This window comes from Sphingomonas sp. Ell38C01 (genome assembly GCF_055231975.1).
In genome coordinates this window covers 2949401-2975825 of the sequence record NZ_JBUYVA010000001.1, presented here as the reverse complement: position 1 = coordinate 2975825, position 26425 = coordinate 2949401, and the positions used below count along the sequence as shown (strand labels likewise).

Annotated in this window: 29 protein-coding genes and 1 other RNA gene; 23 read left to right on the top strand and 7 right to left on the bottom strand. The window is 69.7% G+C overall.

The window, feature by feature from the left end; genetic code table 11:
* Positions 1-54: 54 nt before the first annotated feature.
* The 10 genes from ACV7NO_RS14150 to ACV7NO_RS14105 are packed head-to-tail and all read left to right on the top strand — an operon-like array spanning position 55 to position 12371.
* Positions 55-696: an XrtA/PEP-CTERM system exopolysaccharide export protein gene (locus tag ACV7NO_RS14150; protein WP_463406607.1), complete on the top strand. Its 642-nt coding sequence runs from the start codon at positions 55-57 to the stop codon at positions 694-696.
* A complete protein-coding gene (locus ACV7NO_RS14145) occupies positions 696-2222 on the top strand; it encodes an XrtA system polysaccharide chain length determinant (protein WP_463406606.1) in 1527 nt (508 codons plus the stop codon). Before ACV7NO_RS14150 ends, ACV7NO_RS14145 begins: the two co-directional genes overlap by 1 nt.
* A complete protein-coding gene (locus ACV7NO_RS14140; RefSeq protein WP_463406605.1) occupies positions 2219-3250 on the top strand; it encodes a P-loop NTPase in 1032 nt (343 codons plus the stop codon). The genes ACV7NO_RS14145 and ACV7NO_RS14140 overlap by 4 nt, the downstream gene beginning before the upstream one ends.
* A 1-nt stretch (position 3251) precedes the next feature.
* Positions 3252-4883: a hypothetical protein gene (locus ACV7NO_RS14135; RefSeq protein ID WP_463406604.1), complete on the top strand. Its 1632-nt coding sequence runs from the start codon at positions 3252-3254 to the stop codon at positions 4881-4883.
* A 19-nt stretch (positions 4884-4902) separates the two neighbouring features.
* Entirely contained in the window at positions 4903-5931 is a 1029-nt protein-coding gene (locus ACV7NO_RS14130) for an AAA family ATPase (RefSeq protein WP_463406603.1), read from the top strand.
* A complete protein-coding gene (locus tag ACV7NO_RS14125) occupies positions 5888-6775 on the top strand; it encodes an XrtA system polysaccharide deacetylase (protein ID WP_463406602.1) in 888 nt (295 codons plus the stop codon). Before ACV7NO_RS14130 ends, ACV7NO_RS14125 begins: the two co-directional genes overlap by 44 nt.
* Positions 6775-7818: a FemAB family XrtA/PEP-CTERM system-associated protein gene (locus ACV7NO_RS14120; protein ID WP_463407359.1), complete on the top strand. Its 1044-nt coding sequence runs from the start codon at positions 6775-6777 to the stop codon at positions 7816-7818. The genes ACV7NO_RS14125 and ACV7NO_RS14120 overlap by 1 nt, the downstream gene beginning before the upstream one ends.
* Positions 7818-8963, top strand: a complete 1146-nt coding sequence (locus ACV7NO_RS14115) for a TIGR03087 family PEP-CTERM/XrtA system glycosyltransferase (RefSeq protein ID WP_463406601.1) — start codon at positions 7818-7820, stop codon at positions 8961-8963. Before ACV7NO_RS14120 ends, ACV7NO_RS14115 begins: the two co-directional genes overlap by 1 nt.
* Positions 8960-10477, top strand: a complete 1518-nt coding sequence (gene xrtA, locus ACV7NO_RS14110) for an exosortase A (RefSeq protein ID WP_463406600.1) — start codon at positions 8960-8962, stop codon at positions 10475-10477. Before ACV7NO_RS14115 ends, xrtA begins: the two co-directional genes overlap by 4 nt.
* A 1-nt stretch (position 10478) precedes the next feature.
* Complete coding sequence (locus ACV7NO_RS14105; RefSeq protein WP_463406599.1) at positions 10479-12371, top strand: XrtA/PEP-CTERM system amidotransferase; 1893 nt, start codon at positions 10479-10481, stop codon at positions 12369-12371.
* A 132-nt stretch (positions 12372-12503) separates the two neighbouring features.
* On the opposite strand, the gene ACV7NO_RS14100 is transcribed toward ACV7NO_RS14105, so the two are convergent.
* The 5 genes from ACV7NO_RS14100 to ACV7NO_RS14080 all read right to left on the bottom strand — a co-directional run bounded on the left by ACV7NO_RS14100 (position 12504) and on the right by ACV7NO_RS14080 (position 16491).
* The gene (locus tag ACV7NO_RS14100; RefSeq protein WP_463406598.1) at positions 12504-12689 is read right to left on the bottom strand and encodes a hypothetical protein; all 186 of its coding nucleotides are present in this window, start codon (positions 12687-12689) and stop codon (positions 12504-12506) included.
* Positions 12689-13114 carry an MAPEG family protein gene (locus ACV7NO_RS14095; RefSeq protein WP_463406597.1) on the bottom strand — a complete coding sequence of 142 codons (426 nt, stop codon included), beginning with the start codon at positions 13112-13114 and terminating at the stop codon, positions 12689-12691. Before ACV7NO_RS14095 ends, ACV7NO_RS14100 begins: the two co-directional genes overlap by 1 nt.
* A 157-nt stretch (positions 13115-13271) precedes the next feature.
* On the bottom strand, positions 13272-13862 hold the full coding sequence (locus tag ACV7NO_RS14090; protein ID WP_463406596.1) for an NMCC_0638 family (lipo)protein: 591 nt from the start codon (positions 13860-13862) through the stop codon (positions 13272-13274).
* A 162-nt stretch (positions 13863-14024) separates the two neighbouring features.
* Positions 14025-15107: a 1,9-bis(guanidino)-5-aza-nonane synthase gene (locus ACV7NO_RS14085; protein ID WP_463406595.1), complete on the bottom strand. Its 1083-nt coding sequence runs from the start codon at positions 15105-15107 to the stop codon at positions 14025-14027.
* A gap of 148 nt (positions 15108-15255) precedes the next feature.
* Positions 15256-16491 (bottom strand): type III PLP-dependent enzyme, encoded by a 1236-nt coding sequence (locus ACV7NO_RS14080; RefSeq protein ID WP_463406594.1) that lies wholly within the window; start codon positions 16489-16491, stop codon positions 15256-15258.
* Between the two features lie 150 nt (positions 16492-16641).
* On the opposite strand from ACV7NO_RS14080, the gene ACV7NO_RS14075 reads away from it, so the two are divergent.
* The 3 genes from ACV7NO_RS14075 to ACV7NO_RS14065 all read left to right on the top strand — a co-directional run bounded on the left by ACV7NO_RS14075 (position 16642) and on the right by ACV7NO_RS14065 (position 18429).
* On the top strand, positions 16642-17604 hold the full coding sequence (locus ACV7NO_RS14075) for a threonine ammonia-lyase (protein ID WP_463406593.1): 963 nt from the start codon (positions 16642-16644) through the stop codon (positions 17602-17604).
* A gap of 144 nt (positions 17605-17748) precedes the next feature.
* Positions 17749-17928 carry a hypothetical protein gene (locus ACV7NO_RS14070; protein ID WP_463406592.1) on the top strand — a complete coding sequence of 60 codons (180 nt, stop codon included), beginning with the start codon at positions 17749-17751 and terminating at the stop codon, positions 17926-17928.
* Between the two features lie 78 nt (positions 17929-18006).
* The gene (locus ACV7NO_RS14065; protein ID WP_463406591.1) at positions 18007-18429 is read left to right on the top strand and encodes a GFA family protein; all 423 of its coding nucleotides are present in this window, start codon (positions 18007-18009) and stop codon (positions 18427-18429) included.
* 122 nt (positions 18430-18551) lie between these two features.
* Here the strand turns inward: ACV7NO_RS14065 and ACV7NO_RS14060 are convergent, their stop codons facing one another.
* Complete coding sequence (locus ACV7NO_RS14060; protein WP_463406590.1) at positions 18552-19208, bottom strand: alpha/beta hydrolase; 657 nt, start codon at positions 19206-19208, stop codon at positions 18552-18554.
* A gap of 83 nt (positions 19209-19291) precedes the next feature.
* Between ACV7NO_RS14060 and ACV7NO_RS14055 the strand changes: the two genes are divergently transcribed.
* From ACV7NO_RS14055 to ACV7NO_RS14010, 10 genes are all read left to right on the top strand, one after another.
* Positions 19292-20338, top strand: a complete 1047-nt coding sequence (locus ACV7NO_RS14055) for a cysteine desulfurase family protein (RefSeq protein ID WP_463406589.1) — start codon at positions 19292-19294, stop codon at positions 20336-20338.
* A gap of 10 nt (positions 20339-20348) precedes the next feature.
* A complete protein-coding gene (locus tag ACV7NO_RS14050) occupies positions 20349-21566 on the top strand; it encodes a cysteine desulfurase family protein (protein ID WP_463406588.1) in 1218 nt (405 codons plus the stop codon).
* Positions 21563-21892 carry a 2Fe-2S iron-sulfur cluster-binding protein gene (locus ACV7NO_RS14045; protein WP_463406587.1) on the top strand — a complete coding sequence of 110 codons (330 nt, stop codon included), beginning with the start codon at positions 21563-21565 and terminating at the stop codon, positions 21890-21892. The genes ACV7NO_RS14050 and ACV7NO_RS14045 overlap by 4 nt, the downstream gene beginning before the upstream one ends.
* A 52-nt stretch (positions 21893-21944) precedes the next feature.
* Positions 21945-22280: a hypothetical protein gene (locus ACV7NO_RS14040; protein ID WP_463406586.1), complete on the top strand. Its 336-nt coding sequence runs from the start codon at positions 21945-21947 to the stop codon at positions 22278-22280.
* A gap of 102 nt (positions 22281-22382) precedes the next feature.
* Complete coding sequence (locus ACV7NO_RS14035; RefSeq protein WP_463406585.1) at positions 22383-22691, top strand: hypothetical protein; 309 nt, start codon at positions 22383-22385, stop codon at positions 22689-22691.
* Positions 22692-22742: 51 nt separating this feature from the next.
* Positions 22743-22838, top strand: an RNA gene (ffs, locus tag ACV7NO_RS14030) — signal recognition particle sRNA small type.
* 272 nt (positions 22839-23110) lie between these two features.
* The gene (locus ACV7NO_RS14025) at positions 23111-24748 is read left to right on the top strand and encodes a DNA polymerase III subunit gamma/tau (protein WP_463406584.1); all 1638 of its coding nucleotides are present in this window, start codon (positions 23111-23113) and stop codon (positions 24746-24748) included.
* Positions 24748-25071, top strand: a complete 324-nt coding sequence (locus tag ACV7NO_RS14020) for a YbaB/EbfC family nucleoid-associated protein (protein WP_463406583.1) — start codon at positions 24748-24750, stop codon at positions 25069-25071. Before ACV7NO_RS14025 ends, ACV7NO_RS14020 begins: the two co-directional genes overlap by 1 nt.
* A gap of 29 nt (positions 25072-25100) precedes the next feature.
* A complete protein-coding gene (locus ACV7NO_RS14015) occupies positions 25101-25277 on the top strand; it encodes a hypothetical protein (protein ID WP_463406582.1) in 177 nt (58 codons plus the stop codon).
* A 146-nt stretch (positions 25278-25423) separates the two neighbouring features.
* Positions 25424-25687, top strand: coding sequence for a hypothetical protein (locus tag ACV7NO_RS14010; protein WP_463406581.1), 264 nt, complete (start codon positions 25424-25426; stop codon positions 25685-25687).
* On the opposite strand, the gene mtgA is transcribed toward ACV7NO_RS14010, so the two are convergent.
* A complete protein-coding gene (mtgA, locus tag ACV7NO_RS14005) occupies positions 25684-26361 on the bottom strand; it encodes a monofunctional biosynthetic peptidoglycan transglycosylase (protein WP_463406580.1) in 678 nt (225 codons plus the stop codon). The genes ACV7NO_RS14010 and mtgA overlap by 4 nt on opposite strands.
* Positions 26362-26425: the final 64 nt, after the last annotated feature.

Sequence of the window (26425 nt, the reverse complement as noted above, 5' to 3'; positions counted from 1 at the left end):
AGCCGACCCTGACTCGCGACCACAATTCCGGTCGCGCCGATGGAGGGTTAGCGCATGCGTTTCGGGCACGGATCCAGGGCAGTAGCGACTGCGGCGGTCGCGGCGATGCTCGCGGGGTGCGCCTCGGGCGGGGGTCGGCAGGACCTGCCGCCGGCGTCGTTCGTCGCCAGCAAGGAAGTGCCGGGTGAGGAATATGTGATCGGGCCGCTCGACCAGCTCAACATCTTTGTGTGGCGCAATCCCGAGCTGTCGTCGAAGGTGCAGGTGCGCCCCGACGGCCGGATCACCACGCCGCTCATCAACGACATGCCCGCGGTGGGCAAGACTCCGGCGATGCTGGCGGACGACATGAAGCTGGCGCTTGGGCAGTATATCAAGGACCCGATCGTGTCGGTGATCGTGGAGAATTTCTCCGGCACCTACAGCCAGCAGATCCGCATCGTCGGCGCGACCGCGAAGCCCGCGTCGCTGCCATATCGTGCGAACATGACGCTGCTCGACGCGATGATCGCGGTGGGGGGGCTGAGCGAATATGCCGCAGGCAACAAGGCGCGGCTGATCCGGTTCGACCGCGCGACGGGCAAGCAGCGCGAATACAATCTCCAGATCGGCAGGCTGCTGAAGAGCGGCGATCCGTCGGCGAACGTCCGGCTGGAGCCGGGCGACGTCATCATCATCCCGGAGAGCATGTTCTAGTGGGCAGCCTGTACGAAGAGGCGCGGATCGCGGTGCATGCGGTCTGGACGCGCCGCTGGCTCGCGCTGGCGGTGGCGTGGGGGGTGTGCGTGCTCGGCTGGCTGGTCGTGTCGCAGATCCCCAGCCGCTACGAGTCGCGCGCGCGCGTCTTCGTCCAGATGCAGCAGCTGATCGCGCCGACGCCGAACCAGCTGCCGGTCGACCGCGCGTCGCAGTCCGACACGATCCGGCAGACGCTGACCTCCGCGGTGAACCTCGAGAAGGTGGTCCGCGGGACCGATCTGGCGCAGACGGTGTCGAGCGACCGCGACGTCGCGGACCGGGTCGCGGGGCTCCAGCTGGCGATCAAGGTGACCGCGCAGCAGGATAATCTGTTCGAGATCGTGACGACGGGCGCGAGCCCCAAGCTGGCGCGGACGATCACGCAGAAGCTGATCGACGTGTTCGTCGAGCAGAACCTGTCGAAGGATCGCCGCAGCAGCCGGCAGACGCTGGCGTTCCTCGATGCGCAGCTCGAGACGCGGCAGAAGCAGTTGCAGGATGCCGAGGCGAAGCGCGCGGACTTCCAGAACCGCTATCTCGGCTCGCTGCCGGGAACGGGATCGGTCGCGGACCGGATCGGCGCGGCGCGCACCCAGATGAGCCAGGTCGACGGCGATCTGGCGGCGGCGCAGTCGAGCCTTGCGGCGGTGTCGGGGCAGATGGCGGGAACGCCCGCGACGGTATCGACCGGCGGCGGGGGAATCGCGCCCGGGATGGGGCCGGCGCGTGCGCGCGTCGTCGCGATCCAGGGGCAGCTCGCGGATGCGCGCGGGCGGGGCTATACCGAGGGGCATCCCGACGTGGTCGCGCTCAAGGCGCAGCTGACGCAGGCGATGGCGGCGGCGCGCGGCGAGCCCGCGGGCGCGGCCTCGGCGGCGGGAAGCTCGCCCAACCCGCTCTACCTGTCGCTCCAGTCGATGCAGGCGGACAAGCAGGCGCAGGTCGCCTCGCTCCAGATGCGCAAGCGCCAGCTGCAGGGCGACCTGGACCAGCTGAGCGAGAAGCTGGCGGGCGATCCGACGGTCGCGGCCGAGCAGGGGCAGATCGACCGCGACTATCAGGTGATGAAGGACTCGTACGACCAGCTGCTGGCGCAGCGCGAGCAGGCGAGCCTCCAGAGCCAGGCGCAGACGCAGACCGACGCGATCAAGTTCAGCGTGATCGATCCGCCGACCTCTCCGCGCGCGCCGATCGCGCCGAACCGGCCGCTGCTGCTGACGGGCGTGCTGCTCGTCGGACTGATCTCGGGCATCGGCGCGGCGTTCGCGTTGAGCAAGCTGCAGGGGACGTTCGCGACCGCGCAGCGGCTGGAGAGCGTGTCGGGCATGCCCGTGATCGGGCAGGTCGGCGAGATGCTGACGCAGTTCCAGGACGAACAGCGGCGGCGGCAGTTGAAGTGGCTGGCGGGAGGTGCCGGGGGACTGGTGGTCGCGTGGGTCGCGCTGCTCGGCGTCGAGATGCTCCAGCGGGGGATGGCGGCATGACGATATCGACCCGCAAGCCGGTGGCCGGGCGAGAGCCCTCGCTGATCGAGCGTGCCGCGCTGGTGTATGATTTCGACGCGCATCTGCGCGGGCGGGGGGCGGAGGCGCCGCTGCCGGTGTTCGTGGCGGAGGGGGCTCCGGCTCCGGCCCCGGCTCCGGCGCCGGCACTCGATCCGATCGTCGATGACGAAGCGTATCGCGACCGGCATCCGACGCGCGAGCGGACCGCGCTCGAGAAGCTGATGGATGCGCAACCGCGGATCCTGCCCGAGCCCGCCTTCGTCGCGACGCCCGCTGGCATGGCGGCGATCGACCGGGTGATGCTGGCGCAGAAGGGGATGCTCGTCCCCGGTGCGCCGATCGGGGCGCTGGCGGAGGAGTTCCGGCTCATCAAGCGCGCGCTGCTGTCGACCGCGAAGACGGTGCAGGCGGGGCCGCTGGGCGACCGATCGCGCACGATCCTCGTCGGCTCCGGCAAACCGGGCGACGGCAAGACCTTCTGCGCGATCAACCTCGCCATCTCGCTGGCGGCCGAGCGCGACGTCGAGGTGGTGCTGGTCGACGGCGATTTCGCCAAGCCCGACCTGATGGAGACGCTGGGACTCGAGGATTCGACGGGGATGCTCGACATCCTGGCCGACGACCGAATCGATCCCGAGACGTGCATCGTGCCGACCGACGTGCCGCAGCTGTCGCTGCTGCCCGCGGGCAAGCGCAGCCATTCGGATACCGAACTGCTCGCGAGCGCGCGGACGGGGATGGTGATCGACACGCTGCTGGCGGCGAACCCGAAGCGGCTGATCGTGTTCGACACGCCGCCGACGCTCGCCGCCTCGCCCGCATCGGTGCTGGCGACGCTGGTGGGGCAGGTGATGCTCGTCGTCCGCGCCGACCGCACGACCGAGGCGGACGTCCGCGAGTCGGTCGCGCTGCTCGACGGGTGCGAGCACATCCAGCTCGTGCTGAACGCGGTGTCCTACGAACCCGGTCGCGGCCGGTTCGGCAGCTATTATCGTCAGGAGAATTGACGTGAACCGGGCCCTTTTCGGGACTCTCGCCGCGGCCACGATGCTGGCCAGCCCCGCTGTCGCGCAATCGCGCCGCACATGGGTCGCGCCCTATATCGAGCTGGGGCAGACCGTGACCGCGGACCTGTCGCGCAGCGACGACGTGCTGACCTATTCGTCGGTCGCGGCGGGCATCGATGCGGGCATCAACACCGCACGCGCCGAAGGGCAGATCAGCTATCGCTACGAGCGGCGGATCGCGTGGGACGACCGCGTCGGCGACGACGACGTGCATTCGGGGCTGGCGCGCGGATCGTTCCAGGTCGCGCGCGGGGTGTCGATCGACGGCGGCGCGCTGGCGACGCGGACGCGCTCCGACATTCGCGGCTCCGCGCCGGGCGTGCTGGCGGGCAATGTCGACAACATCACGCAGGTCTACTCGGCCTATGTCGGGCCGAGCGTGTCGACCAATGCGGGCCCGGTGCAGATCAACGCGGGCTACCAGTTCGGCTATACCAAGGTGGAAGTGCCCAACGCGACCGGCGTGCCGGCAGGGCAGCAGCGGCTGGATTATTTCGACAGTTCGACCGGGCATGTCGCGACCGTCTCGGCGGGCGTGGCGGCGGGGACGGTGCTGCCGGTGGGCGTGACCGTCAGCGCGGCGTACGACCGCGAGGATGCGAGCCAGCTGAAGCAGCGCTACGAGGGCAAGTTCGTGCGTGGCGACGTGATGGCGCCGGTGACGCGGACGCTCGCGCTGCGCGGGGGCATCGGCTACGAGAAGATCACGACCAGCCAGAAGGACGCGGTGGTCGACGTGGTGGGCAACCCGGTGCTCGACGGCAATGGCCGCTTCGTCACCAACGAGGCCTCGCCGCGGCGGATCGCGTACAATACCGACGGGCTGATCTATGACGCGGGCGTCGTGTGGCGGCCCAACACGCGGCTGGAGGCGCAGGCGGGCGCGGGCTGGCGCTATGGCGGGCGGACCTATTTCGGATCGCTGGCGTACCGGATGTCGCGCGACGTGGGGCTAAACGTTCAGGTCTATGACGGCGTGCAGACGTTCGGGCGGCAGTTGCGGCAGGGCCTGCAGAACCTGCCGACCGGGTTCGTCGGCACCGCCGATCCGTTCGGGCAGCAGTTCAGCGGGTGCGTGTTCGGCAGCCAGCCGGGCGGATCGGGGACGGGCGCGGCGGGCGGATGCCTGAACGACGCGTTCCAGTCGGTGACGACCGCGAGCTATCGCGCGCGCGGGATCGACGGCGTCGTCACCGCGACGCGCGGGCGCACGACGTTCGGCGCGGGTGCGGGCTATGCCAACCGCAAGTTCTACGCGCCGCAGACGGTGTCCGGCGTGACGCTCTACGGCACCGAGGACGAGAGCTATTACGGCCAGCTCTTCTGGTCTCGCGCGCTGAGCCGGACCGCCAATCTCGACGCGAACGTCTATGCGCAATATTCCGAAAGCGGGGTGGCGAACGTGGCCGGATCGTCGGGCGGGGTGTTCGGCGCGGGGGCGACGACGTCGCTGACGAAGACGTTCGGGCGGCTGGGAACGCTGGCGTCGCTGGGCGTCTACATGTCGGACGTCGAGGGCGCGGACGAGGATTGGGTGGGGCAGGCGCTGATCGGCGCGCGCTACACCTTCTGACGGAACGGGAACGACAGGAATGTACGAGGATCATTTCGGGCTGACCGAGCGGCCGTTCCAGCTGACGCCGGACGCGCGCTACTGGTTCGACACCGTAACGCACAGGAAGGCGATGTCCTATCTGGGCTATGGCCTGGCGCAGGGCGAGGGCTTCATCGTCATCACCGGCGAGATCGGCGCGGGCAAGACGACGCTGGTCGGGCATGTGATGGGCAAGGTCGACCCCGCGCGGCTGCACGCGATCAAGATCGTGTCGAGCGCGATCCACGCCGACGACCTGCTGCGGATCGTCGCGGGCGGGCTGGGCCTCCCTTCCGAAGGGCTGAGCAAGGCCGAACTGCTGACGACGATCGAACGCGGGCTGCACGCGATCGCGCGGACCGGGCGGCGGACGCTGCTGGTGGTCGACGAGGCGCAGGCGTTGCCGATGTCCGCGCTGGAGGAGCTGCGGATGCTCTCCAACTTCCAGGCGGGGGGGCATGCGATGTTGCAGATCTTCCTGCTGGGCCAGCCCGAGTTCCGCGACCGGTTGCAGGGCACCGACGCGCTGGAGCAGCTCCGCCAGCGGGTGATCGCGACGCATCATCTCGATCCGATGGGCGCCGACGAGGTCGAGGCCTATGTTGCGCACCGGCTGTCGCTGGCGGGGTGGCAGGGGCAGCCCGACTTCGCGGATGACGCGTTCCCGTTGCTCCACGCCGCATCGGCGGGGATCCCTCGGCGGCTGAACCAGGTGATGAACCGCGTGATGCTCCACGCCGCCATCGCCGACGTGCGGCTGATCGACGCGGCGACGGTGGCGACCGTGCTGGCCGACGTCGCGAACGAGGGGGTGACGCCGGGGGCTGGCACCGCCGATCCGGTGGTTTTGGCTGCCGACACCGATCCCGCGATCGCGGAGCGATTCGCCGAGCTGGAAGCACGCGTCCAGGAGCAGGACGCCGCCCTGCGCCGCGTGCTGACGCTGCTGGTCGACTGGGTGGAAGGCGACCAGCGCTGGCCCGATGCGGACGACACGCGGGAGGCGGCGCGGAGCGCCGCGGCCTGAGGTGACGCTCAACGGCCTGTCGGTCGATGTCGAGGAATGGTTCCAGGTGGGGGCGTTCGAGACGACGATCGACCGGGGCGACTGGGACGGGCTGGGCAGCCGCGTCGAGGCGAATACCAGCGTGGTACTCGACCTGTTCGCGGAAAGCGGGGTGAAGGCGACGTTCTTTACGCTGGGCTGGGTGGCGCACCGGCATCCGGCGCTGATCCGGCGGATCGTCGACGAAGGCCATGAGATCGCGAGCCATGGCTGGGACCATGCGCGGGTGTTCACGATGGATGCGGCGACGTTTCGCGCCGATCTGGCGAAGACGCGTGCGGCGCTAGAGCATGCGGGCGGCACGGCGGTGACGGGGTATCGCGCGCCGAGCTTCTCGATCGATACGCGGACGCCCTGGGCGCACGCGGTGCTGGCGGAGGCGGGGTATCGCTATTCCTCGTCGGTCGCGCCGGTGCGGCACGATCATTATGGCTGGCGCGAGAGCCCGCGGTTCGCGTGGAAGCCGCTGGGGGACAGCGACCTGATCGAGCTGCCGGTGACGGTGGCGGAGGTCGCGGGGCGGCGGCTGGCGACGGGGGGCGGGTTCTTCCGCCTGCTGCCCGCCGCACTGACCGACTTCGCGGTGCGGCAGGTTAATGGGCAGGACGGGCGGCCGGCGGTGTTCTATTTCCATCCGTGGGAGGTCGATCCGGCGCAGCCGCGGGTTCGCGACGCGCCGTTGCGATCGAAGCTGCGGCATTATTCCAGGCTCGGGGCGATGGCGGGCAAGCTGCGTGGGCTGATCGCGCGTCACGATTGGGGACGCGTCGACGCGGTGGTCGCGAACGAGGCGGCGCGGGCGTGATGCCGCTGATCGCGATGCCGCTCGGGATCCGCGAGGCGGACCTGCGCGACGTACGGGAGGCGGCGCGGATCGACGCGTTCGTGCGCGAGACGGCGGAGGCGACGCCGTTCCACCTGACCGGATGGACGCGCGCGGTGGAGCGCGGGTGTGGGCAACGTGCGCGGTATCTGGTCGCGGAACGCGCAAACGGCGCGCTGGCGGGCGTGCTGCCGCTGACCGAGATGCGATCGCCGCTGTTCGGGGGTGCGCTGGTGTCGGCGGCGTTCGCGGTCGATGGCGGCGTGCTGGGCGAGGGCGTCGAGGCGCTGGCAGCGGGGGCGTGGGCGCTGGCGGAGCGCGTCGGATGCCCAGGCGTCGAACTGCGCGGGGGCGCGGTGCCGGAGGGCTGGGCGGTCGACGACGCGACCTATGTCGGGTTCGCGCGCGCTCTGGCGGCGGACGACGCGGCGGAGCTGGCAGCTGTGCCGCGCAAGCATCGCGCCGAGGTGCGCAAGGCACTGGCGGCGGATCTCTCGATCGAAACCGGGCGCGACGCGGCGATGCTGGCGGCGCACTATCGGCTCTATGGCGAATCGGTGCGCAACCTGGGGACGCCGGTGTTTCCGCGCGCGCTGTTCGCGGCGGCGATCGAGGAGCTCGATGCGGACGTGCTGACGGTGGCGGCCGGGGGGACGCCGGTCGCGGGAGTGTTGAGCTTGTATTTCGGCGGGACGGTCTATCCCTATTGGGGTGGTGGCGGGCGCGCGGCGCGGGGGCTGCGTGCGAACGAGGCGATGTACTTCGCGCTGATGCGGCATGCGCGCGAGCGGGGCTGCGTGCGGTTCGATTTCGGGCGGTCGAAGGCCGGGACCGGGGCGGCGGCGTACAAGAAGAACTGGGGCTTCGTCGCGCGGCCGCTGGTCTATGCGCGGCGGAGCGCGGGGGCGGGGCGCGTCGTCAATCCGCAGAGCGCGAAATATGCCGCGATGGTGGCGGCGTGGAAGCGGCTGCCGCTGCCCGTCGCGAACCTGATCGGGCCGTGGATCGCGCGCGGCGTCGGCTGATGGCGCTGCTGTTCCTGGCGCACCGCGTGCCGTTCCCGCCCGATCGCGGCGACAAGATCCGGAGCTATCACGCGCTGCGGCATCTGGCGGCGAGGATGCCGGTGCACCTGGTGGCGTTCGCGGAGGATCCGGCGGATCGCGATCCGCCCCCGGCGTTCGTCGATGGGCTGGCGAGCTGCACGATCGTGCCGCGGACGAAGTCGCGGGTGCGCGCGGGTGTCGAGGCGCTGGCGACGGGGCGGGCGATCTCACTGGCGGCGTTCGACGACCGGGCGATGCGGGCGGCGGTGGCGGAAACGATCGCGGCGCGCGGGATCACGACGGTGTACGCGTTTTCGGCGCAGATGGCGCAGTATGTCCCCGCGGGCGTGCGGTTCGTGATGGACTTCGTGGACGTCGATTCGGCGAAGTTCGCGCATTACGCCGACGATGCGCGTGGGCCGATGCGCCGGGTGATGCGGCGCGAGGCGCGGCTGTATGCGGCGTGGGAGCGGCAGGTCGCGGCGCGCGCGGACGCGAGCCTTTTCGTCAGCGAGGCGGAAGCGGCGCTGTTTGGCGGGGGCGCGCGGGTGCAGGCGGTGGCGAACGGGATCGATGCGGTGGCGTTCGATCCTACCGCGGGGTTCGCCAAGGTGGATGCGCCGACGCCGCTGATCGTGTTCACCGGGCAGATGGACTATCCGCCCAACATCGCGGCGGTGAGCTGGTTCGTGCGCGACGTGCTGCCGTGCGTGCCGGGCGCCGCGTTCGCGATCGTCGGGCGTGCGCCGACGCGCGAAGTGCGCGCGCTCGCGGGCGAACGGGTGATCGTGACGGGAGCGGTCGACGATGTGCGCGGATGGCTGGCGGCGGCGGATGCGTGCGTCGCGCCGCTGATGCTGGCGCGGGGTATCCAGAACAAGGTGCTGGAGGCGATGGCGATGGCGCGGCCGGTGGTCGCGAGCGCGGCGGCGGCGGAGGGGATCGATCATGGCGGGACGCTGATCGTCGCCGAGGGCGCGGCGGGGTTCGCGGATGCGATCGCGGGCGTGCTGGCGGACCCGATTTCGGCGGCGCGGCTGGGCGCGGCGGCGCGGGCGCGCGTGCTGGCGCGGTACGACTGGGAGGCGCGGCTGGCGCCGCTCGCCGGGCTGGTGGGCGCGTGACGGTCGCGATCCCGCCGGCGCAGTGCGTGCGCGCACGGTCGCGCTGGGCGCTGCATGGCGGCGTGCTGGCAGTGGTCGCGGTGGCGATCCTGCTGCTGTTCCGGCGCGACGTCGGCGACATGACGGCGATCTGGTGGACGAATACGACGTTCGGGCATTGCCTGTTCATCGCGCCCGTCTTGGCCTGGCTGGTGTGGACGCGGCGGGGCGAGCTGGCGCAGCTGACGCCGGTGGCGTGGTGGCCGGGCGTTGCGCTGGTCGCGGCGGGCGGGGCGGGATGGCTGCTCGGCGAGGCGGCAGGGGTGCATTTCGCGCGGCAGCTGGGCGTGGTGATGATGCTGCAGGGTGCGGCGGTAACGTTGCTGGGGCCGATGGTGACGCGGGGACTCGCGTTTCCACTAGGCTATGCGGTGTTCCTGGTGCCGTTCGGCGAGGCGCTGGAGCCGCCGTTGCAGGCGGTGACGGTCGCGCTCGTGATGCCGATGCTGCATGCGGCGGGGATCCATGCGGTGGTCGACGGGGTGCTGATCCACGCCGACCGCTACTGGTTCGAGGTGGCGGAGGCGTGTTCGGGGGCGAAGTTCGTCATCGCGATGCTCGCCTTCTCGGTGCTGGTCGCGAACACCTGCTTCGCATCGTGGCGGCGGCGCATCGCGTTCGTCGCGTTCGCGCTGGTGGTGCCGGTGCTGGCGAACGGCGTGCGCGCGGCGGCGACGATCTGGTACGCGGTGGAGACCAGCGTCGAGCGCGCGACGGGGTTCGACCATATCGTGTTCGGCTGGGTGTTCTTTGCGCTGGTGATGGCGCTGGTGATGGCGGCGGGGTGGCGCTGGTTCGATCGCGCGCCCGACGATGCGGCGTTCGATCCGGCGGGGTTGCAGGCGGTGCCGGGCCGGACGCTGGCGCTGGTGCCCGCGGCGGCGCTGGTGCTGGCGACCGCGGCGGCGTTTCCGTTGTGGAGCGCGGCGGTCGCGGAACGCGCTGCGGCGCTGCCCGGGCGGATCGACCTGCCCGAGGTGCCGGGCTGGCGACGTGCGCCGCTGAGCACGACCGCGGCGTGGACGCCGAACCATCCCGGCGCGGACCATCGGTTGATCGGGCGCTATGTCGATGCGCGGGGCGATGCGGTGGACATGGCGGTGGCGGTGTTCGCCAGCCAGTCCGAGACGCGCGAGCTGGTCGGGTTCGGGCTGGGCGTGCTGCGGGAGAACGACCGCTGGGTTCGGGTGCGCGACGAGGCGGATCTGGCGGGGGGCAGCGTGATGGCGATCGTCGCCCCGGGGCCGGTGGAGCGGACGGTCGCGACATGGTATCGCGTCGGCACCATGACGACAAACGACCCCGCCCGCGTGAAGATCGAAACCGCGCGGGTGCGCCTGCTGGGCGGCGCGCAGCGCGCGGTGGCGGTACACCTGTCGTCCGAGGGACCGCACGCGCGCGCGGCGATCGCGCGGTTTGCAGCGGCGATCGGGCCTGTCGGCGCGCTCGCGGATCGCATGGCCGGCGTACGCTGAGATGTGCGGGATCGCCGGGATCTTCTACCCGGCCACGCCCAAGCCCGTCGATCCCGCGCGCATTCGCGCGATGGCGGACGCGCAGGCGCATCGCGGGCCCGACGGCGCGGGCGTGTGGACCGCGCACGGCGTAGGGCTGGGGCACCGGCGGCTGTCGATCATCGACCTCGCGGGATCGCCGCAGCCGATGGCGGATGCCGAGGGCGAGATCACCGTCACCTACAATGGCGAGATCTATAATTTCGCGGCGTTGCGCGCGGAGCTGTCGGCGCGGGGGGCGGTGTTCCGGACCGCGGGCGATACCGAGGTGCTGGTGCATGGGTGGCGGCACTGGGGCCCGGCGATGCTCGACCGGCTGGTGGGCATGTTCGCGTTCGCGATCCATGATGCGCGGACGCAGACGCTGTTCCTCGCGCGCGACCGGCTGGGGGTGAAGCCGCTTCATTATGCCGAACTGTCGGATGGCGCGCTGGCGTTCGCGTCCGAGCTGAAGGGGCTGCTGGCGCATCCGATGCTGCGGCGTGTGCCCGACATCCGGGCGGTCGAGGATTATCTGGCGTACGGCTATGTTCCCGACGATGCCTGTCTGGTCGCGGGGGTGAGGAAGCTGCCGGCGGGGCATTTCCTGCTGGTCGAGCGCGGTCGGGGTGTCGGCCGGCCGCGCGAGTACTGGGATGTCGACTTCTCCGCGCGCGCGAGCGGGTCCGCGGCGGCGCTGGGCGAGGACCTTGTCGGGCTGATGCGCGAGGGGGTGCGATCGCGGATGGTGGCGGACGTGCCGCTGGGGGCGTTCCTGTCGGGCGGGGTCGACAGCTCGTCGGTGGTCGCGCTGATGGCGGAGGCGAGCCCGGACGCCGTCAGGACCTGCACGATCGGGTTCGACGAGGCGGGGCATGACGAGCGCGCGCATGCCGAGGCGGTGGCGCGGCGGTTCGCGACCGACCACCGGACGCGCGTGGTGCGCGCGGACGATGTGGGCGCGGTCGACACGCTGGTCGCGGCGTTCGACGAGCCGTTCGCGGATGCCTCCGCGCTGGCGACCTATCATGTGTGCGCGCTGGCGCGCGAGCAGGTGACGGTGGCGCTGTCGGGCGACGGCGCGGACGAGGCGCTGGCGGGGTATCGCCGCTATCGTTTCCAGGCGGCGGAGGAGCGGGTGCGCGGGGTGCTGCCCGCCGATCTGCGGCGGCGCGTGTTCGGGCGGCTGGGGGCGCTGTATCCCAAGGCGGACTGGGCGCCGCGGCCGCTGCGCGCGAAGGCGACGTTGCTGTCGCTCGCCGGGGATGGCGACGTCGCCTATGCGCGATCGGTGGGGGTGACGACGCCGGAGTTGCGGTCCACGCTGTTCTCCGAGGCGGCGAAGCGCGCGCTGGCGGGGCATCGCGCGGAGGACCGGTACGTCGCGGCGATGCGCGACGCGCCGGCGCGCGACGCGCTGGGGCGCGCGCAATATGCCGACATGAAGATCTGGCTGCCCGGCGACATCCTGACCAAGTCCGACCGGACGAGCATGGCGGTGGGGCTGGAGGTGCGCGAGCCGCTGCTCGACCACCGGCTGGTTTCGTTCTGCGCCAGCCTGCCGCCGTCGATGCGGCTGCGCGGGGGGGAGGGCAAGTGGCTGATGAAGCGGGCGATGGCGCCCTATCTGCCGGGCGAGATCCTGTACCGGCGCAAGATGGGGTTCGTGACCCCGGTGGGCGCCTGGTTCCGCGGGGCGCTGGCGGGCGAGGCGGCGGCGCTGGCGACCTCGCGCACGCTGGCGGCGACGGGATGGTTCGACATGGCCGCGATCGGGCAGGTGGCGGAGGCGCACCGATCCGGGCGGGCGGAGCATGGGCGGACCTTGTGGCAGTTTCTGATGCTGGAGCGGAGCCTGGTGCGGTTGTTCGGGTAGGGGGGCATTTCGCCTTTCGTTCGTCCCCCCGCCTTGAGCCGGGTCCCGCTTCCTATCGAGCGGCGGCAAAAGCGGGGCCCCGGATCAAGTCCGGGGTGACGGGAGGTGAATGTCCAGCGTGTCGCCGCCCTCCTACCGCAGCTTCGCGATACTCAGCCCGTCGGCCTTGGCGCGATCCTTGGTCGATTCCTCGCTGCGGGTGAGCGCCTTGGCGATCGCTTTCAGCGCCATGCCCTTCTTGGCCAGCGTGTGGAGTTTCTGCACCTCGTCCTGCGTCCAGGGCTGGCGGTGGCGTTCGAAGCCTTCTCCCTTCGCCATCAGAACACCTTCATCGAGGCGTGGAGCGTGAGCGCGATGAGCGCGAACGACGAGGAGAGGAAGAGCATGAGGCGGATCGATACCTTGTTGACGGTGACCTGGACGAGGCTGTGGAGGATGCGCAAGACGACATAGGCCCAGGCGATCGCGGCGTTGACGCCGTCGCCCGTGCCGGTGAACGCGATGACGAGGCAGACCGCGTAGAACAGCGTGGGCTGTTCCATCAGGTGGTTGTAGTTGTGCGCCTTCCACTGGATGTGCGGCGGCAGCGCGCGATCGGCGTCGGCCGCCTTCGAGCCGGTGAGCGTACGCATGTCGACGCCGAGCGCGCGCATTGCGGGGATGCGGGTGGCGAGCATCCAGACAAGCATGACCAGCGTCCATGCGATCAGGACGACGACGGGTCGCAGGATTTCGCTGTGCATCGCTTGGTCTCCCCCCGGTTCGTGGCGAACGTGGACCGGCGCGTGGGCGAAGGCAATGATGCGATGCCCGTTCCGCGGTGGGGGCCGGGGTTCCGGATGCCGACGTCGTGTTTCGATCGCGGGAGATCCCAGCTTTCGCCGGGATGATGGATGGGGCTTATCTTGCGCGTGCCGGCACGAACTGGTGGACCATGCGCACTTCGATCGCGGTGGCACCCTTCGCACGCGCGGCGGGGTCGGCGGGGGTGGTGCGGATGAGGTAGAAGGCCTCGGCCGAGCCGTCGGCGGCGAGCTTTTGTGCGCCGGTCGCCTGCATGCGCAGCCCGTTCATCGTGCGATCGAACGCGGGCATCGGGGCGAAGCCGCCGCCGGCGCGGGCCTTTGCAGCGTCGACCGCGGTAGCGAGGCGAGCGTCGTCGACGAGACCGTTCGAGGTCATGGTGCGCAGCGCGCAGGCGCGGATCGGCGCGGATTCGATCGTGAGCACGTAGGCGGCGGACCCTTTGGGCGAGCGCCAACCGCGGCCGGGATCGTCGCGGAGATAGACCTTCACCTCGTCCGGCGTGAGCGGCGTCCAGCCGGCCTTGCCGAGCGCCGCGGCGGCCTTGGCGTCGTCCGGGAAGATGTGCAGGCAGAGCGTGTCGAAGATCGCGACCATCGCGGGTGTGCGCGCGTCGGGGCGCGGGACGGGAGTGGCCGGGGCGGGCAGCGCCTGGGATGCGAGCGCCAGAATGACGTGGGAAATCATCGGGCTGTCTCCTTTGTAGGAGGGTATCGCATGGTGGCGGACCAAACGCCACCGTACTCCGGCGGAGGGTGGGGTCCAGTCTCGGCGCGCGACGCCGATCGCGCTGTCGCACGAGTCTTTGCGACGGGCTGGACCCCGGCCTCCGCCGGGGTACGGCTAGTCTCAGTCCTTGAACAGCGTCGCCCATTTGCGGACGGGCCGGTCCTTCCAGTGGCCGCGGTGATACGCGTCGCTGGCGAGGAGCGGCATGACCGAGCCGGCCTCCGCGAACACCATCTGCTCGATCCCGGTGTTGACCTTGCCCCAGCTTGCGGCCTCCTGCAGCGTCGAGGACGAGCAGGCGCCGTCGCGGACGTCGGCGACGGTGATCTGGACCGCGTACTTATGCACCTCGACATCCTCGTGGCCGAGGATCTCGGCGCACACGACAGTGTCCTGAATGAAGTTCTTCGGCACGCCGCCGCCGATCATCAGCAGACCGGTGGTGCCCGCCGCGATCTTGATGTCGGTCAGCTCGCGGAAGTCCGCGACCGCGTCGATCATCAGGTAGGGCTTGCCCGCCTTGGCATTGTCGACCTGGTGCTTGACCAGCCCGAACCCGGCCGAGGAGTCGACGAACGCGGGGCAGAAGATCGGCACGTCATGCTCGTAAGCGAGCTTGACGAGGCTGTTCTCCTTCTTGCCGTGCTCGGCGAGGTAGCGGCCCATTTCGCGAATGAAGGCGCGCGACGAATAGGCCTTGGGGGGCAGCTCGTTCGCGATCTTGTTGATCGTGAAGTCGCAGTCCTGCAGCTGCTGCTCGTCGATATAGGTGTCGTAGATGCGGTCGATGTAGAGCGAGCGCAGCGTGTCGTCGTCGGGCACCTCGAGGGCCTGATAATGCTTGTGGCCGAGCCCCTCGAAGAAATCCATGTCGACGATCGTCGCGCCGGTGGCGACGATGCAGTCGACCATGTTGGAGCGGACGAGCTCCGCATACAGGTCCATGCAGCCGCCCGCGCTGGTCGAGCCCGCGATGACGAGGACGACGGTGCAGTCCTTGTCGGCGAGCATGTCGTTGTAGATCTTCGTCGCGCGGCCGAGATCGCGGCTGGTGAAGCTCATGTCGGACATGGCGTCGACGATCGGGCGCGCGTCGAAGCTCTTGATGTCGATGTGCCTGACCTGCTTCGACAGAAGCTCCGCCTTGCGGGTATCGTTGATCGGCGCGTTGGCGCCGGCGGTCTTGGTGAGGGTGTCGGTCATGGGATACTCCGATAATCCCCCTCCCGCCTGCGGGAAGGGTTAGGGGAGGGAATGTCGGGTCGGCGAAGCGTGTGCTCCGACAACAGGCCCTCCCCCGACCCCTCCCGCAAGCGGGAGGGGGGAAGAAGGCGGCTATGCGATCAGGCTGTTACAGCTTGACGACGTTCGACGCGAGTTCCTGCGCGTCGTCGAGGTACAGCGACACCATCGGTTCGTCCGCGACGATGATCGTCTCGTCGGATCCGAAGCCGTTGAACGCGGTGCGCATCGCCGAGCCGTAGGCGCCGAGCATCCCGATCTCGATATAGTCGCCCGCCTGGACGTCGGCGGGCAGCTCGAACGGGCCGGCCATGTGATCCATGTCGTCGCAGGTCGGGCCGTAGAACGAGAAGGGGTGATCGCGGACGGTCGATTCCGGCTCGCGCAGCAGCGTGACGGGGAAGCGCCAGCCGATATGCGCCGCATCGAACAGCGCGCCGTATGCGCCATCGTTGATGTACAGCTCGTTGCCGCGCCGCCGCTCGACGCGCACGACGAGCGAGGCGTATTCGGCGCACAGCGCGCGGCCCGGCTCCGCCCACAGCTCCGCCGAATAGCTGATCGGCAGCGATTCGAACGCGCGGTGGATCGCGTCGAAATAGCGATCGAGCGGGGGCGGCTCCATGCCCGGATAGGACGACGGGAAGCCGCCGCCGACGTCGATGACGTCGACCGTGACTGCCGCTTCGACGATCGCGGCGCGCACGCGCTCCATCGCCTCGGTATAGGCCATCGGCGTCATCGCCTGCGAGCCGACATGGAAGCAGATGCCGAGCGCGTCCGCAGCCTGGCGCGCGGCGAACAGCAGCGGCTTGGCCTCGTGCGGGGCGACGCCGAACTTCGAGGCCAGGCTCAGCTTGGAGTGCTCCGATGACACGCGCATGCGGACGCACAGCGTGAGATCGGTCGCGTCGCCGGTGGCGCGCATGATCTTCTCGAGTTCTTCGAGGCAATCGAGCGAGAACACGCGGACGCCGTGCGTGGCATAGGCCTCGCGGATCGCCTCCTCGGCCTTGACCGGGTGCATGAAGCACAGCGTGGCCTGAGGCAGCGTGCGCGCGACGAGGCGCACCTCGGCGATCGAGGCGACGTCGTAATGCGTGATGCCGCTGTCCCAGAGCGTGCGGAGCAGCTCGGGGGAAGGGTTCGCCTTGACCGCATACATCGAGCGCCCCGGGAACCTCTCGACGAAGTACCGGGCAGCGCGCGCAGCGGCGTGCGGGCGAATCAGCGTCACCGGCTCGACCGGCTGGCGCTTGGCGATGTCGATGCCGCGAACCTCCGGGATGGAGGAGACGGCGGTCGAGAGGGGCGCTAACCCCAACGCGTTATGATGCTGGTGCAACTCAAGGGACCTCCAAGTGGCTTTCGCCGAACGGTTGAAACACTGCCTTGCGGTTGGAAGTCCCATGGGGCAGCGGAGGCGCGAAATATGGGCGGCGGACCGCGATGTAAAGCGGTTTACGCAAGCAGCACGGGTACGGGGGGACGGACTGTGACGATTTTGCGACAGCCGACACGCGCGGGCGTCCGCGACGCTGCCGCCAAGGTGGCGCAGATCCTGCCGCCGACGCCGCTTTTCGTCCACGAAATCAACGGGGTGCGCGTCGCCTTCAAGGCCGAGTCGCTGCAACCGGTGGGCGCGTTCAAGATCCGCGGGGCGTGGCATCGGCTGACCGCGCTGGATACCGAGGCGCGGGCGCGGGGCGTCGTGGCGTTCTCGAGCGGCAACCATGCGCAGGGCGTGGCGTGGGCGGCGAAGCGACTCGGCGTCGCAGCCACGATCGTGATGCCCGCGGACGCGCCGCGTGCGAAGGTGGAGGGGACACTGGCGCTGGGCGCGGAGGTGGTGAGCTACGACCGCGCGACCGAATCGCGCGAGGCGATCGCCGCGCGGCTGGCGGAAGCGCGCGGGGCGACGCTGGTGCCGAGCTTCGACGATGCGTGGGTGATCGAGGGGCAGGGGAGCGCCGGCGTCGAGGCGGCGGTGCAGATGGCGGCGGCGGGGCTGGGCGCGCCGCGGCATGTCGTGGTGCCGTGTGGCGGGGGCGGGCTGGCGGCGGGCCTCGCGCTGGCGCTGCCCGAGGCGCGGGTGACGGTGGTGGAGCCCGAAGGGTGGGACGACATGCGGCGCTCGCTGGAGGCCTCGTGGATCCTGCCGGTGGGCGACTCGCCCCCGGTGACGGCTTGCGATGCGTTGCAGACGAAGCTGGTATCGCCGCTGACGTTCGATGTGCTGTCGCGTCGGGATGCCGTCGGGGTGGCGGTGAGCGAGGCGCAGACCGCGGCGGCGCAGCGCTGGGCGGCGGAGCGGTTGCGGCTGGTGGTGGAGCCGGGCGGGGCGGTGGCGCTGGCGGCTCTGCTTGGCGGGTTGGTGGCGGTGGAGGACGGGATGCTGGTGGTGCTGTCCGGGGGGAATGTGGATCTGGCGGATTATGCGGGGATGTTGGCGGGATAAGTACTCATCCCCGGCACGGGGAGGGGGCAGCTTTGCGGATGGAGGGGGATTGCCGCATATGTCGGCGTCTGTGGAGCCTCCCCCTCCACCACGCTTTGCGCGGTCCCCCTCCCCGTGCCGGGGAGGATCATGTAGGGCTTTCGTATGAACCCCATCCTCGTCTCGATCGGCAATGCCGCGCCTGCGATCGCGATGGTCGCCGCGTTCGCGTGCGCGATCGGGGGCGGCGTGCTGATCGCCAAGCAACGGGACCGGCGCAAGGGCGTGCTGATGCTGGTGATGGCTGTGGTGCTGGTGGGGAATGTGGTGGTGTGGACGATCTGAGGGGATTGGAGGGGCGTGCCCCGTCCGCCCGAACATCCGCGATCGGTCCGGCATTGACAGCACCCTATCGTTCATGAAATGTTCCGATCGACAGGGAGAGTGTCGATGCGGGGAAGCTGCTGTTGTGGTGCCGTTCGGTTCGAACTGACGTCAGCGCCGGAGATGATGGGGACGTGCCATTGTTCGCGATGCCGAAAGGTCGGCGCGAGCACTTTTGTGTTCGTGAAGGCCGAGGATCTGCGGTGGCTGTCGGGGCGCGACCGGGTTCGGCGTTACGAGCCGTCCCCGCCTTACAAATACGCGCGGTGTTTCTGCGACACATGCGGAACCGCGCTGGGCGAGATCCTGTCCGACCAGCCGAGTTTCCCGATCGCGGCGAACGCGCTGGATGACGATCCCGGCGTACGGAATCGCTTTCACGAGTTCGTTGCGGAGAAGCCGGACTGGTACGGGATCTGCGACGGCGCGAAGCAGTTCGAGGGCCACCCGGTTCCGGGATGAGGGCGGAAGGGGCGGCGTTGGCTGGCTTTCGGAAAGGTTGATGGAATGCTGGATCCGGGCATGGGCGAAGCCCATGCCGTCGGCCGGCGCTTTTGGCGCCGCCGGCCGGGCTGGATCCTAAATCACCGTATCGGTGAGTTCGGATCCAGCCGCATATCCAGATACTTGTCCACGCTGCCCATCAGCTCGGGCATTTCATGCTCGAAGAAATGGTTCGCCTTCGGGATCGTGTCGTGGTGGATCGTGATGTGCTTTTGCGTGCGCAGCTTGTCGACCAGCTTCTGAATCGCGAGCGGGGTCGCGACCTCGTCGTTCTCGCCTGCCACGATGATGCCGCTGGCGGGGCAGGGCGCGAGGAAGGTGAAGTCGTACATGTTGGCGGGCGGCGCGACCGAGATGAAGCCGCGGATCTCCGGGCGGCGCATCAAGAGCTGCATGCCGATCCACGCGCCGAAGCTGACGCCCGCGATCCACGTCGTCGACGCCTCGGGATGGAAGCTCTGGACCCAGTCGAGCGCCGAGGCGGCGTCGGAGAGTTCGCCGATGCCGTTGTCGAACGTGCCCTGGCTCTTGCCGACGCCGCGGAAGTTGAAGCGCAGCGTGGCGAAGCCGCGGCGCTGGAACGTCTTGTAGAGATCCTGGACGATGCGGTTGTTCATCGTGCCCCCCGAGGCGGGGTGCGGATGGAGGATCATCGCGACGGGCGCGCGCGGCTTGGGACCGGGGATGAAACGCCCCTCGAGGCGGCCTTCGGGGCCGGGAAAGATGACTTCGGGCATGGCGGCCTGTTCTTGTCTGGTGCACGGGTGATCCGTGGCGGATGGCGCGCTATATAGGCGCTGATGCGGATTATGGAACGATTTTGACCGGACGTATCTATCTGGACCACGCGGCGACCACGCCGATGACCCCCGCGGCGCGCGCGGCGGTGGCGGAAGGGATGGCGCGCTGGGCGAATCCGTCGTCCCCGCATGCCGAGGGTCGTGCGGCGCGCGCGGCGCTGGAAGCGGCGCGCGCGGCGATCGGCGCGGCTTATGGCTGGCGGCACGAGGCGCTGCTGACGGGCGGGGCGAGCGAGTCGCTGGCGATCGCGCTGGGGCGGGCGCAGGTGGTAAACGTGGCGGTGTCGGCGGTCGAGCATGATGCGGCGCTGCGCGTGGCGGGGCCGGCGGCGACCATCCCGGTCGAGGCAGATGGCGTCGTGCGGTTGGGCGCGATCGCGGCGGGGACGCTGGTCGCGGTGCAATGGGCGAACAGCGAGACGGGCGTGCGCCAGCCGATCGCGGCGGTGGCGGAGGCGGTGCATGCGGCGGGCGCGCTGCTGCTGGTCGATGCGGCGCAGATGCCGGCGGGGGCGGATGCCGACGTCGCGGCGCATGCCGATTTCGTCGCGCTCTCGGCGCACAAGCGCGGTGGGCCGCCGGGCATCGGCGCGCTGCTGGTGCGCGATCTGGCGACGCTGATGCCGACGGGCGGGCAGGAGCGCGGCTATCGGCCGGGCACGGAGAATCTGCCCGGCGCGCTGGGCTATGCGGCGGCGCTGGCGGAGGCTGAGCCGGATCATGCGGGGCTGCGCGGGGTGCTCGACGATGCGATCCGGCGGTCTGGCGGTCAGGTGGTGGCGGACGGATCGGTGCGGCACGCGGCGATCGGGGCGTACCGGATGCCCGGCGTCGCGGCGACGACGCAGCTGATCCGGTTCGATATGGCCGGCATCGCGGTGTCGGCGGGGAGCGCGTGCGCGAGCGGGAGCATGAAGCCGAGCCACGTGCTGCGCGCGATGGGCTGGGGCGAGGAGCTGCGCGAAGTGGTGCGGGTGAGCTTCGGGCGGACGACGACCGCGGCGGAGGTGGAGGCGTTCGTCCGGCAGTGGCGCGACATCGGCCGCGCGGCACGGCGACTGACGTGACGGGGGCGACATGACGTATCTGGACTACCAGGCGACGACGCCGCTGGCTTCGCAAGCCTTCGAGGCGATGCTGCCGTGGCTGCGCGATCAACATGCCAATCCGCATTCGGCGCATCGCGCCGGGCGCGCGGCGAAGGCGGCGGTGGAGGTGGCGCGGGAGCAGGTGCTCGACATGATCGTACCGCCGGCATCGGGGCCTGCGCCGTCGACGGTGGGACTGCATCCGACGACGGCGGGATTGCTCGATCGGATCGAGACGGAGATCGCGGGGCGTCGCGATCACGGGCGGGATAGCGGTGCGCTGTATTTCACGAGCGGCGCGACGGAGGCGCTCAACTGGGCGATCCGCGGGACGTTCGAACGGGTCGGCACGACTCGACCGAAGGTCGTGACGATCGCGACCGAGCATGCCTGCGTGCTCGATAGCGTGCGCGATCTTGCGCGGTTCGGCGCGGACGTCGTGGTGCTGCCGGTCGAGGCGAACGGCTTCGTCGATCGAGACGCGGCGCGGTCTGCGATCGACGATCGGACGGCGCTGGTGGCGGCGATGCTGGTGAACAACGAGATCGGGACGATCCAGCGCATCGGTTTTCTGGGCGAACTGGCGCAGGCGAGCGGCGCGACGATGATCTGCGACGCGGTGCAGGGGGCGGGGCGGGTCGGGGTGCCGCTATGGGCCTGCGATCTGGTCGCCGTGTCCGGACACAAGATTCATGGCCCCAAGGGCGTGGGCGCGCTGTGGGTTCGCAAGGGATACGAACCGGCGCCGTTGCTGCTGGGCGGCGGGCAGGAGGGCGGCGTTCGATCGGGTACGCTCAGTCCCGCACTCTGCGCGGGCTTCGGGGTGGCGGCTGCGCTGATGCGAACCGAAGGCAATGGCGATCTCGAGGCCTTGTGGCGGATTGCGCGCGAGCGATTGCGCGGGCCGGACTGGCTTCTGAATGGCGACCGGGTGCAACGGTACAAGGGCAACCTCAACGTGCGGCGGGCGGGGCTCGACGTGAACCGGTTGATGTCGGATTGCCGCGATATCGCGTTCTCGGCGGGGTCGGCGTGCGCGAGCGGGTCGGGGCGGTCGAGCCATGTGCTGCGCGCGATCGGGCTGGGCGAGGCGGAGGCGCGGTCGTCGATCCGGATCGGGTTCGGGCGGTATACGACCGAGGCGGAACTGGCGGCGGCGCTCGACCGGATCATCGCGGCGGCGGATTCTCAGAGGATGACGGCATGAAGGTGCGGTTCGTCGCGCGCGACGGCGGCGTGATCGAGGCGGTGGCGGCGGCTGGTGAGGTGCTGCTGGCGGTGGCGCAGCGCGTCGACCAGCCGCTGGAGGGGACGTGCGAGGGCGAGATGGCGTGCGGGACGTGCCACGTGATCGTCGAGCCGCAAGATTTCGCGCGGCTGCCGCGCGCGGTCGAGGAGGAGGAGGACATGCTCGACCTGGCGTATGGCGCGACGCGGACGAGCCGGCTGGCGTGCCAGATCGTGCTGACCGAGACGCTCGACGGGCTGACTGTACGCTTACCGGGCGGTTCACGGAACATGCAGGGGCGCTGACCCATTATCCCCGACGTCCCGCGTATCGGGGCGAGTATCGGGAGTAGACGTCATGAAACTGATCGCATTGACCGCGGCGGGAATTCTGGCCGCGACCGCCGTGACGCCGGTGCCGGCGGAGGCGCAGCGCCACGGCTGGCATGGGGATCGCGGCTGGCATGGGGATCGCGGCTGGCACGGTGGCGGCCATGGCTGGCGCGGCGACCGGCGCTGGGACCGCGGCCGTGGCTGGCAACGCGGGCCGGGCTGGGACCGGGGCCCGCGCGGGCGCTATTTCCAGGGCGGCTATGGCTATGACCGCGGGCCGCGCTGGGCGGGCCGGACGGTGTGCCGGTGGGATCGCGGCTATTACGGGCGCGTCCGCAACTGTTATCGCGTCCGCTATTGACGGCACGCATGCGACGGGCGCGCGACCGATGGCCGCGCGCCCGCGTGTTGTAACGACGACCAGCGCCGCCGGGATCGTCCGGGGCGATAGAGGAGAATCTGCATGCTCAAGGCCCTGATGGCATTCGCGTTGATCGTCGGATCCGCGGTCGCCCCCGTCGTCGTCGCGCCGGCGGACGCGCAGCGGCGCGAGATCGTGCGCGAGCGGACAGTGGTGCGGACGGTGCCCGACCGGCGCTATCGCGACCGGCGCGTCTATCGGAACGACCGCGGGTTTCGGAACGACCGGCGCTTTCGTGGCGACCGCGGGTATCGCGGCCATCGCGGATGGGCGTCGCGGCGGGTGTGCGATCGCCAGTGGCGGGGTGGCCGGCGCGTCACTGTGTGCCGGACGGTCCGCTATCGGCGCTGAGACCACCCCAAAGCGGGGTTGAACACGCCGCCCGGCTCCGCCATAGGGCGCGCGGGAGTCGGGCGGACGTGGTCGTCGCCAACCTGGTCAGATCCGGAAGGAAGCAGCCACAACGATTCCGCCACGGGTCGTCCCGGCTCCCACCGCGAAGCGAGAAAGAGCGCTGCGACGCAGCCACATTCTCGCGAGCGCGGCCGGCGGTGCGCCAAGCACCGTTCGACGACGCGGCTTTGCCATGGCGCATCTTCGGTGTTTCTTTGATATGAGCGCAGCGCCTTAGCGCGCTGCTTCGATACGAGCCCTCGATACGCCGCTGCGCGGCTACTCGGTCTCTACTCAGCATGAACGGGGGGATGGGGAGCGTGGGCGAAGACAAGCAGGGTTGTCGATACCCCGCGCGTCCCCCTACATGGCGGGCGATGTCCGACTCCTTCGATCTCGGCGACGTGCCCCAGCCAAAGGCGACGGGTGCTGCCTATCGCGTGCTGGCGCGCAAGTACCGGCCGCAGACGTTCAGGGAACTGATCGGGCAGGATGCGATGGTGCAGACGCTGGGGAACGCGATCCGGCGCGACCGGCTGGCGCATGCGTTCCTGCTGACCGGGGTGCGCGGGGTGGGCAAGACCTCGACCGCGCGGCTGATCGCCAAGGCGCTCAACTGCATCGGCGCGGACGGCACCGGCGGGCCGACGATCGATCCGTGCGGGGTGTGCGAGCCGTGCCGCGCGATCGCGGAGGGGCGGCACATCGACGTGATCGAGATGGACGCGGCGAGCCATACCGGCGTCGACGACGTGCGCGAGATCATCGACGCGGCGCGCTATGCCGCCGTCACCGCGCGCTACAAGATCTACATCGTGGACGAGGTCCACATGCTGTCGAAGAACGCGTTCAACGCGTTGCTCAAGACGCTGGAAGAGCCGCCGGGGCATGTGAAGTTCCTGTTCGCGACGACCGAGGTGAACAAGGTGCCGGTGACGGTGCTGTCGCGGTGCCAGCGGTTCGACCTGCGGCGCATCCCGGCGGAGCTGCTTGCGGAGCATTTCGCGCGGGTCACCGAGGCGGAGCAGGTGCAGGCGGAGCCCGAGGCGCTGGCGCTGATCGCGCGCGCGGCGGAAGGGTCCGCACGCGACGGGCTGTCGATCCTCGACCAGGCGATCGCGCATGCCGATCTGGAAGGATCGGGGGTGACCGCGGCGGCGACGCGCGAGATGCTGGGACTGTCCGATCGCGGCGCGATGCGCGACCTGATGGCGCTGGTGCTGGCGGCGGATGCGCCGGGGGCGCTGGCGGCGCTGCGGCGGCAATATGACCATGGCGTCGATCCGCAGGCGGTGCTGCGCGCGCTGCTGGAGACGGTGCACGGGGTGACGCTGACGAAGGTCGGCGCCGCGCCCGATGCGGCGCAGCCGGCGGAGGAGCGCGCGGCCTATGCCGAGTGGGCGGGGGCGCTGTCGTTCCCGGCGCTCCACCGGCTGTGGCAGCTGTTCCTGAAGGGACACGACGAGGTTTCGAAGGCCGCGCTGCCGATCGAGGCGGCGGAGATGGCGCTGCTGCGCGCGATCCACGCGTCGACGCTGCCCGATCCGGGCGAACTGGCGCGGATGATCGCGGGCGGGCAGCCGATGCCGGCGGTCGCGGCGCCGGTTGCGGCGGCGGTCGCTCCGGCTCCGGTGGCGGACGCGCGCGGAGCGCTGCCGGGCGACTTCGCGGCGATGGTCGCGCTGCTAGAGGACAAGGGGCATCATGCGATCGCGGCGCGACTGCGCTATGGTGCGCGCGTCGTCGACTATGCGCCGCCCGAGGTGACCTTCAGCGGCGCGCGGCCGATCGCGGCGGACACGCTGACCGAACTGGCCGCGGCGCTGAAGGGCGCGACGCAGACGGTGTGGAAGATCGCGATGGTCGACGCGCCGGGCGCGCCGACGATGAAGGAGGCGATCGACGCCGCCGACGCGGCAGACCGGCAAGCGGTGCTGGATACGCGGATCGTCCAGGAAATCCTGTCGGCCTTTCCCGGCGCGGAACTGGAATGGCCCATGAAGAGGAACGTGTGATGAAGGACTTGAACGACATTCTGGCGATGGCGCAGAACGTCCAGGCCGAGCTGGAAAAGGCGCAGGCCAATCTCGACACGCTCGAGGTCGAGGGTGTCGCGGGCGGCGGGATCGTCAAGGTGAAGGCGTCGGCCAAGGGGCGCATCATCGGCGTGTCGATCGACGATTCGCTGATGCAGGTTTCCGAGAAGCAGATGCTGGAGGACCTGATCGCGGCGGCGCTGAACGATGCGCGCGCGAAGGCGGATGCGCTGTCGGGGCAGGAAATGGCGAAGATGACGAGCGGGATGCCGCTGCCGCCGGGGTTCAAGCTGCCGTTTTGAAGTATCTGGTTTCATGATAGGGTCGAACCATGAAATACTCGATCAAACACGACGGTCGTTCGGGTCGATACATGGCGGTGAAGATCACCGACAAGGGAACCGTCGTCACGAAGAGTGGCGACATGGACGTCCGTGTGACCAATGAATCTTTCAGTCGCGCCAAACGCGCGGCCAACACGTCGCTAGAAATGCTCGAGCGTAAGTAATAACTCACAACTCGCTGTTCGAGCGGTTTTACGACGACGATGAAGATCAGGTTCGCGGCCTGATCGCCTATGGTCTTTATAAAATCGCCAAGCGCGAGTGGGTTCAGCGGGATTCAAAAGGTGGCCAGCCGTCCACCTCCGACGAATTGGAAGCCTATCACGAAACGTGGACGCCGGCGAACGTCGCGAGCAAGCGAGCGGAAGCAAATGAGGTTCTGCGTGCCTATTCCGAAGCTATCATTGCGCAGGAGCGCCCTCGCATCATTGAGGAAGCGCTCAAAGGCAGTTTCTTGAAATCCGTTGTGACGAATGTCGTATCAGGTTTCATTTATACGTTGATCCTGATCGCGATCGTCGTTGTCCTGCGTTGGTCAGGGGTCGATCTTCTTTCGATCGCCGGGACGCCTTAAAGCAAGCACGCGTCCAGCCCGTCGCGGCGGACGATGCCGACGCGCCTGGCGATCGCGTTGCCGTGGCGGCGGGTGAAGCCGTGGGGAGCGACCGCCTCGCGCTTCTTGGGGAGCGGGAGGACGGCGGCGATGCGGCCGGCCTCGGCGGGGGTCAGATGGTCCGCGTCGTGGTTGAAATAGCGGATCGCGCCGGCCTGTGCGCCGTAGGTGCCGATCCCGGTTTCGGCGACGTTGAGATACACCTCCATGATGCGGCGCTTGCCCCAGATCGCCTCGATCAGGACGGTGAAATAGGCCTCGAACGCCTTGCGGACATAGCCGCCGCCCTGGAACAGGAACGCGTTCTTCGCGGTCTGCTGGCTGATGGTCGAGCCGCCGCGGATCCGGCCGCCCTTGGCGTTGCGTACCGCCGCGCCCGCGATCGCGCGGAAGTCGAAGCCGTGGTGAAGGCAGAAGCGCGAATCCTCGCCCGCGATCGCGGCCCGCGCCATGTTGGGGTCGATGTCGTCGAGCGGGGTCCAGTCCTTGGTGACCGAATGGCCCGAGAGCAGGTCGCCAAGCATCGTGAAGGTGAAGGGCGGGGGGACGAAACGGTAGACGCCGACCCACAGGACCGAGACGAGGACGAACCATGCGGCGACCTTGCCGACGATGCGGAGCGAGCGGAGGAGCATGTCCGTGCCGTAGCGGAGGGCGGGGGGCGCGGGCAATGCCCAGGACGCGCTAGATGCGCAGGGA

Excerpts from the sequence above, each read along its gene's own strand:
- ACV7NO_RS14150 (WP_463406607.1), top strand. The coding sequence starts at position 55 with ATGCGTTTCGGGCACGGATCCAGGGCAGTAGCGACTGCGGCGGTCGCG.
- ACV7NO_RS14140 (WP_463406605.1), top strand. The coding sequence starts at position 2,219 with ATGACGATATCGACCCGCAAGCCGGTGGCCGGGCGAGAGCCCTCGCTG.
- ACV7NO_RS14130 (WP_463406603.1), top strand. The coding sequence starts at position 4,903 with ATGTACGAGGATCATTTCGGGCTGACCGAGCGGCCGTTCCAGCTGACG.
- ACV7NO_RS14125 (WP_463406602.1), top strand. The coding sequence starts at position 5,888 with ATGCGGACGACACGCGGGAGGCGGCGCGGAGCGCCGCGGCCTGAGGTG.
- ACV7NO_RS14120 (WP_463407359.1), top strand. The coding sequence starts at position 6,775 with ATGCCGCTGATCGCGATGCCGCTCGGGATCCGCGAGGCGGACCTGCGC.
- ACV7NO_RS14115 (WP_463406601.1), top strand. The coding sequence starts at position 7,818 with ATGGCGCTGCTGTTCCTGGCGCACCGCGTGCCGTTCCCGCCCGATCGC.
- ACV7NO_RS14105 (WP_463406599.1), top strand. The coding sequence starts at position 10,479 with ATGTGCGGGATCGCCGGGATCTTCTACCCGGCCACGCCCAAGCCCGTC.
- ACV7NO_RS14100 (WP_463406598.1), bottom strand. The coding sequence starts at position 12,689 with ATGGCGAAGGGAGAAGGCTTCGAACGCCACCGCCAGCCCTGGACGCAG.
- ACV7NO_RS14095 (WP_463406597.1), bottom strand. The coding sequence starts at position 13,114 with ATGCACAGCGAAATCCTGCGACCCGTCGTCGTCCTGATCGCATGGACG.
- ACV7NO_RS14090 (WP_463406596.1), bottom strand. The coding sequence starts at position 13,862 with ATGATTTCCCACGTCATTCTGGCGCTCGCATCCCAGGCGCTGCCCGCC.
- ACV7NO_RS14085 (WP_463406595.1), bottom strand. The coding sequence starts at position 15,107 with ATGACCGACACCCTCACCAAGACCGCCGGCGCCAACGCGCCGATCAAC.
- ACV7NO_RS14070 (WP_463406592.1), top strand. The coding sequence starts at position 17,749 with ATGAACCCCATCCTCGTCTCGATCGGCAATGCCGCGCCTGCGATCGCG.
- ACV7NO_RS14065 (WP_463406591.1), top strand. The coding sequence starts at position 18,007 with ATGTTCCGATCGACAGGGAGAGTGTCGATGCGGGGAAGCTGCTGTTGT.
- ACV7NO_RS14060 (WP_463406590.1), bottom strand. The coding sequence starts at position 19,208 with ATGCCCGAAGTCATCTTTCCCGGCCCCGAAGGCCGCCTCGAGGGGCGT.
- ACV7NO_RS14050 (WP_463406588.1), top strand. The coding sequence starts at position 20,349 with ATGACGTATCTGGACTACCAGGCGACGACGCCGCTGGCTTCGCAAGCC.
- ACV7NO_RS14045 (WP_463406587.1), top strand. The coding sequence starts at position 21,563 with ATGAAGGTGCGGTTCGTCGCGCGCGACGGCGGCGTGATCGAGGCGGTG.
- ACV7NO_RS14040 (WP_463406586.1), top strand. The coding sequence starts at position 21,945 with ATGAAACTGATCGCATTGACCGCGGCGGGAATTCTGGCCGCGACCGCC.
- ACV7NO_RS14035 (WP_463406585.1), top strand. The coding sequence starts at position 22,383 with ATGCTCAAGGCCCTGATGGCATTCGCGTTGATCGTCGGATCCGCGGTC.
- ACV7NO_RS14025 (WP_463406584.1), top strand. The coding sequence starts at position 23,111 with ATGTCCGACTCCTTCGATCTCGGCGACGTGCCCCAGCCAAAGGCGACG.
- ACV7NO_RS14020 (WP_463406583.1), top strand. The coding sequence starts at position 24,748 with ATGAAGGACTTGAACGACATTCTGGCGATGGCGCAGAACGTCCAGGCC.
- ACV7NO_RS14015 (WP_463406582.1), top strand. The coding sequence starts at position 25,101 with ATGAAATACTCGATCAAACACGACGGTCGTTCGGGTCGATACATGGCG.
- mtgA (WP_463406580.1), bottom strand. The coding sequence starts at position 26,361 with ATGCTCCTCCGCTCGCTCCGCATCGTCGGCAAGGTCGCCGCATGGTTC.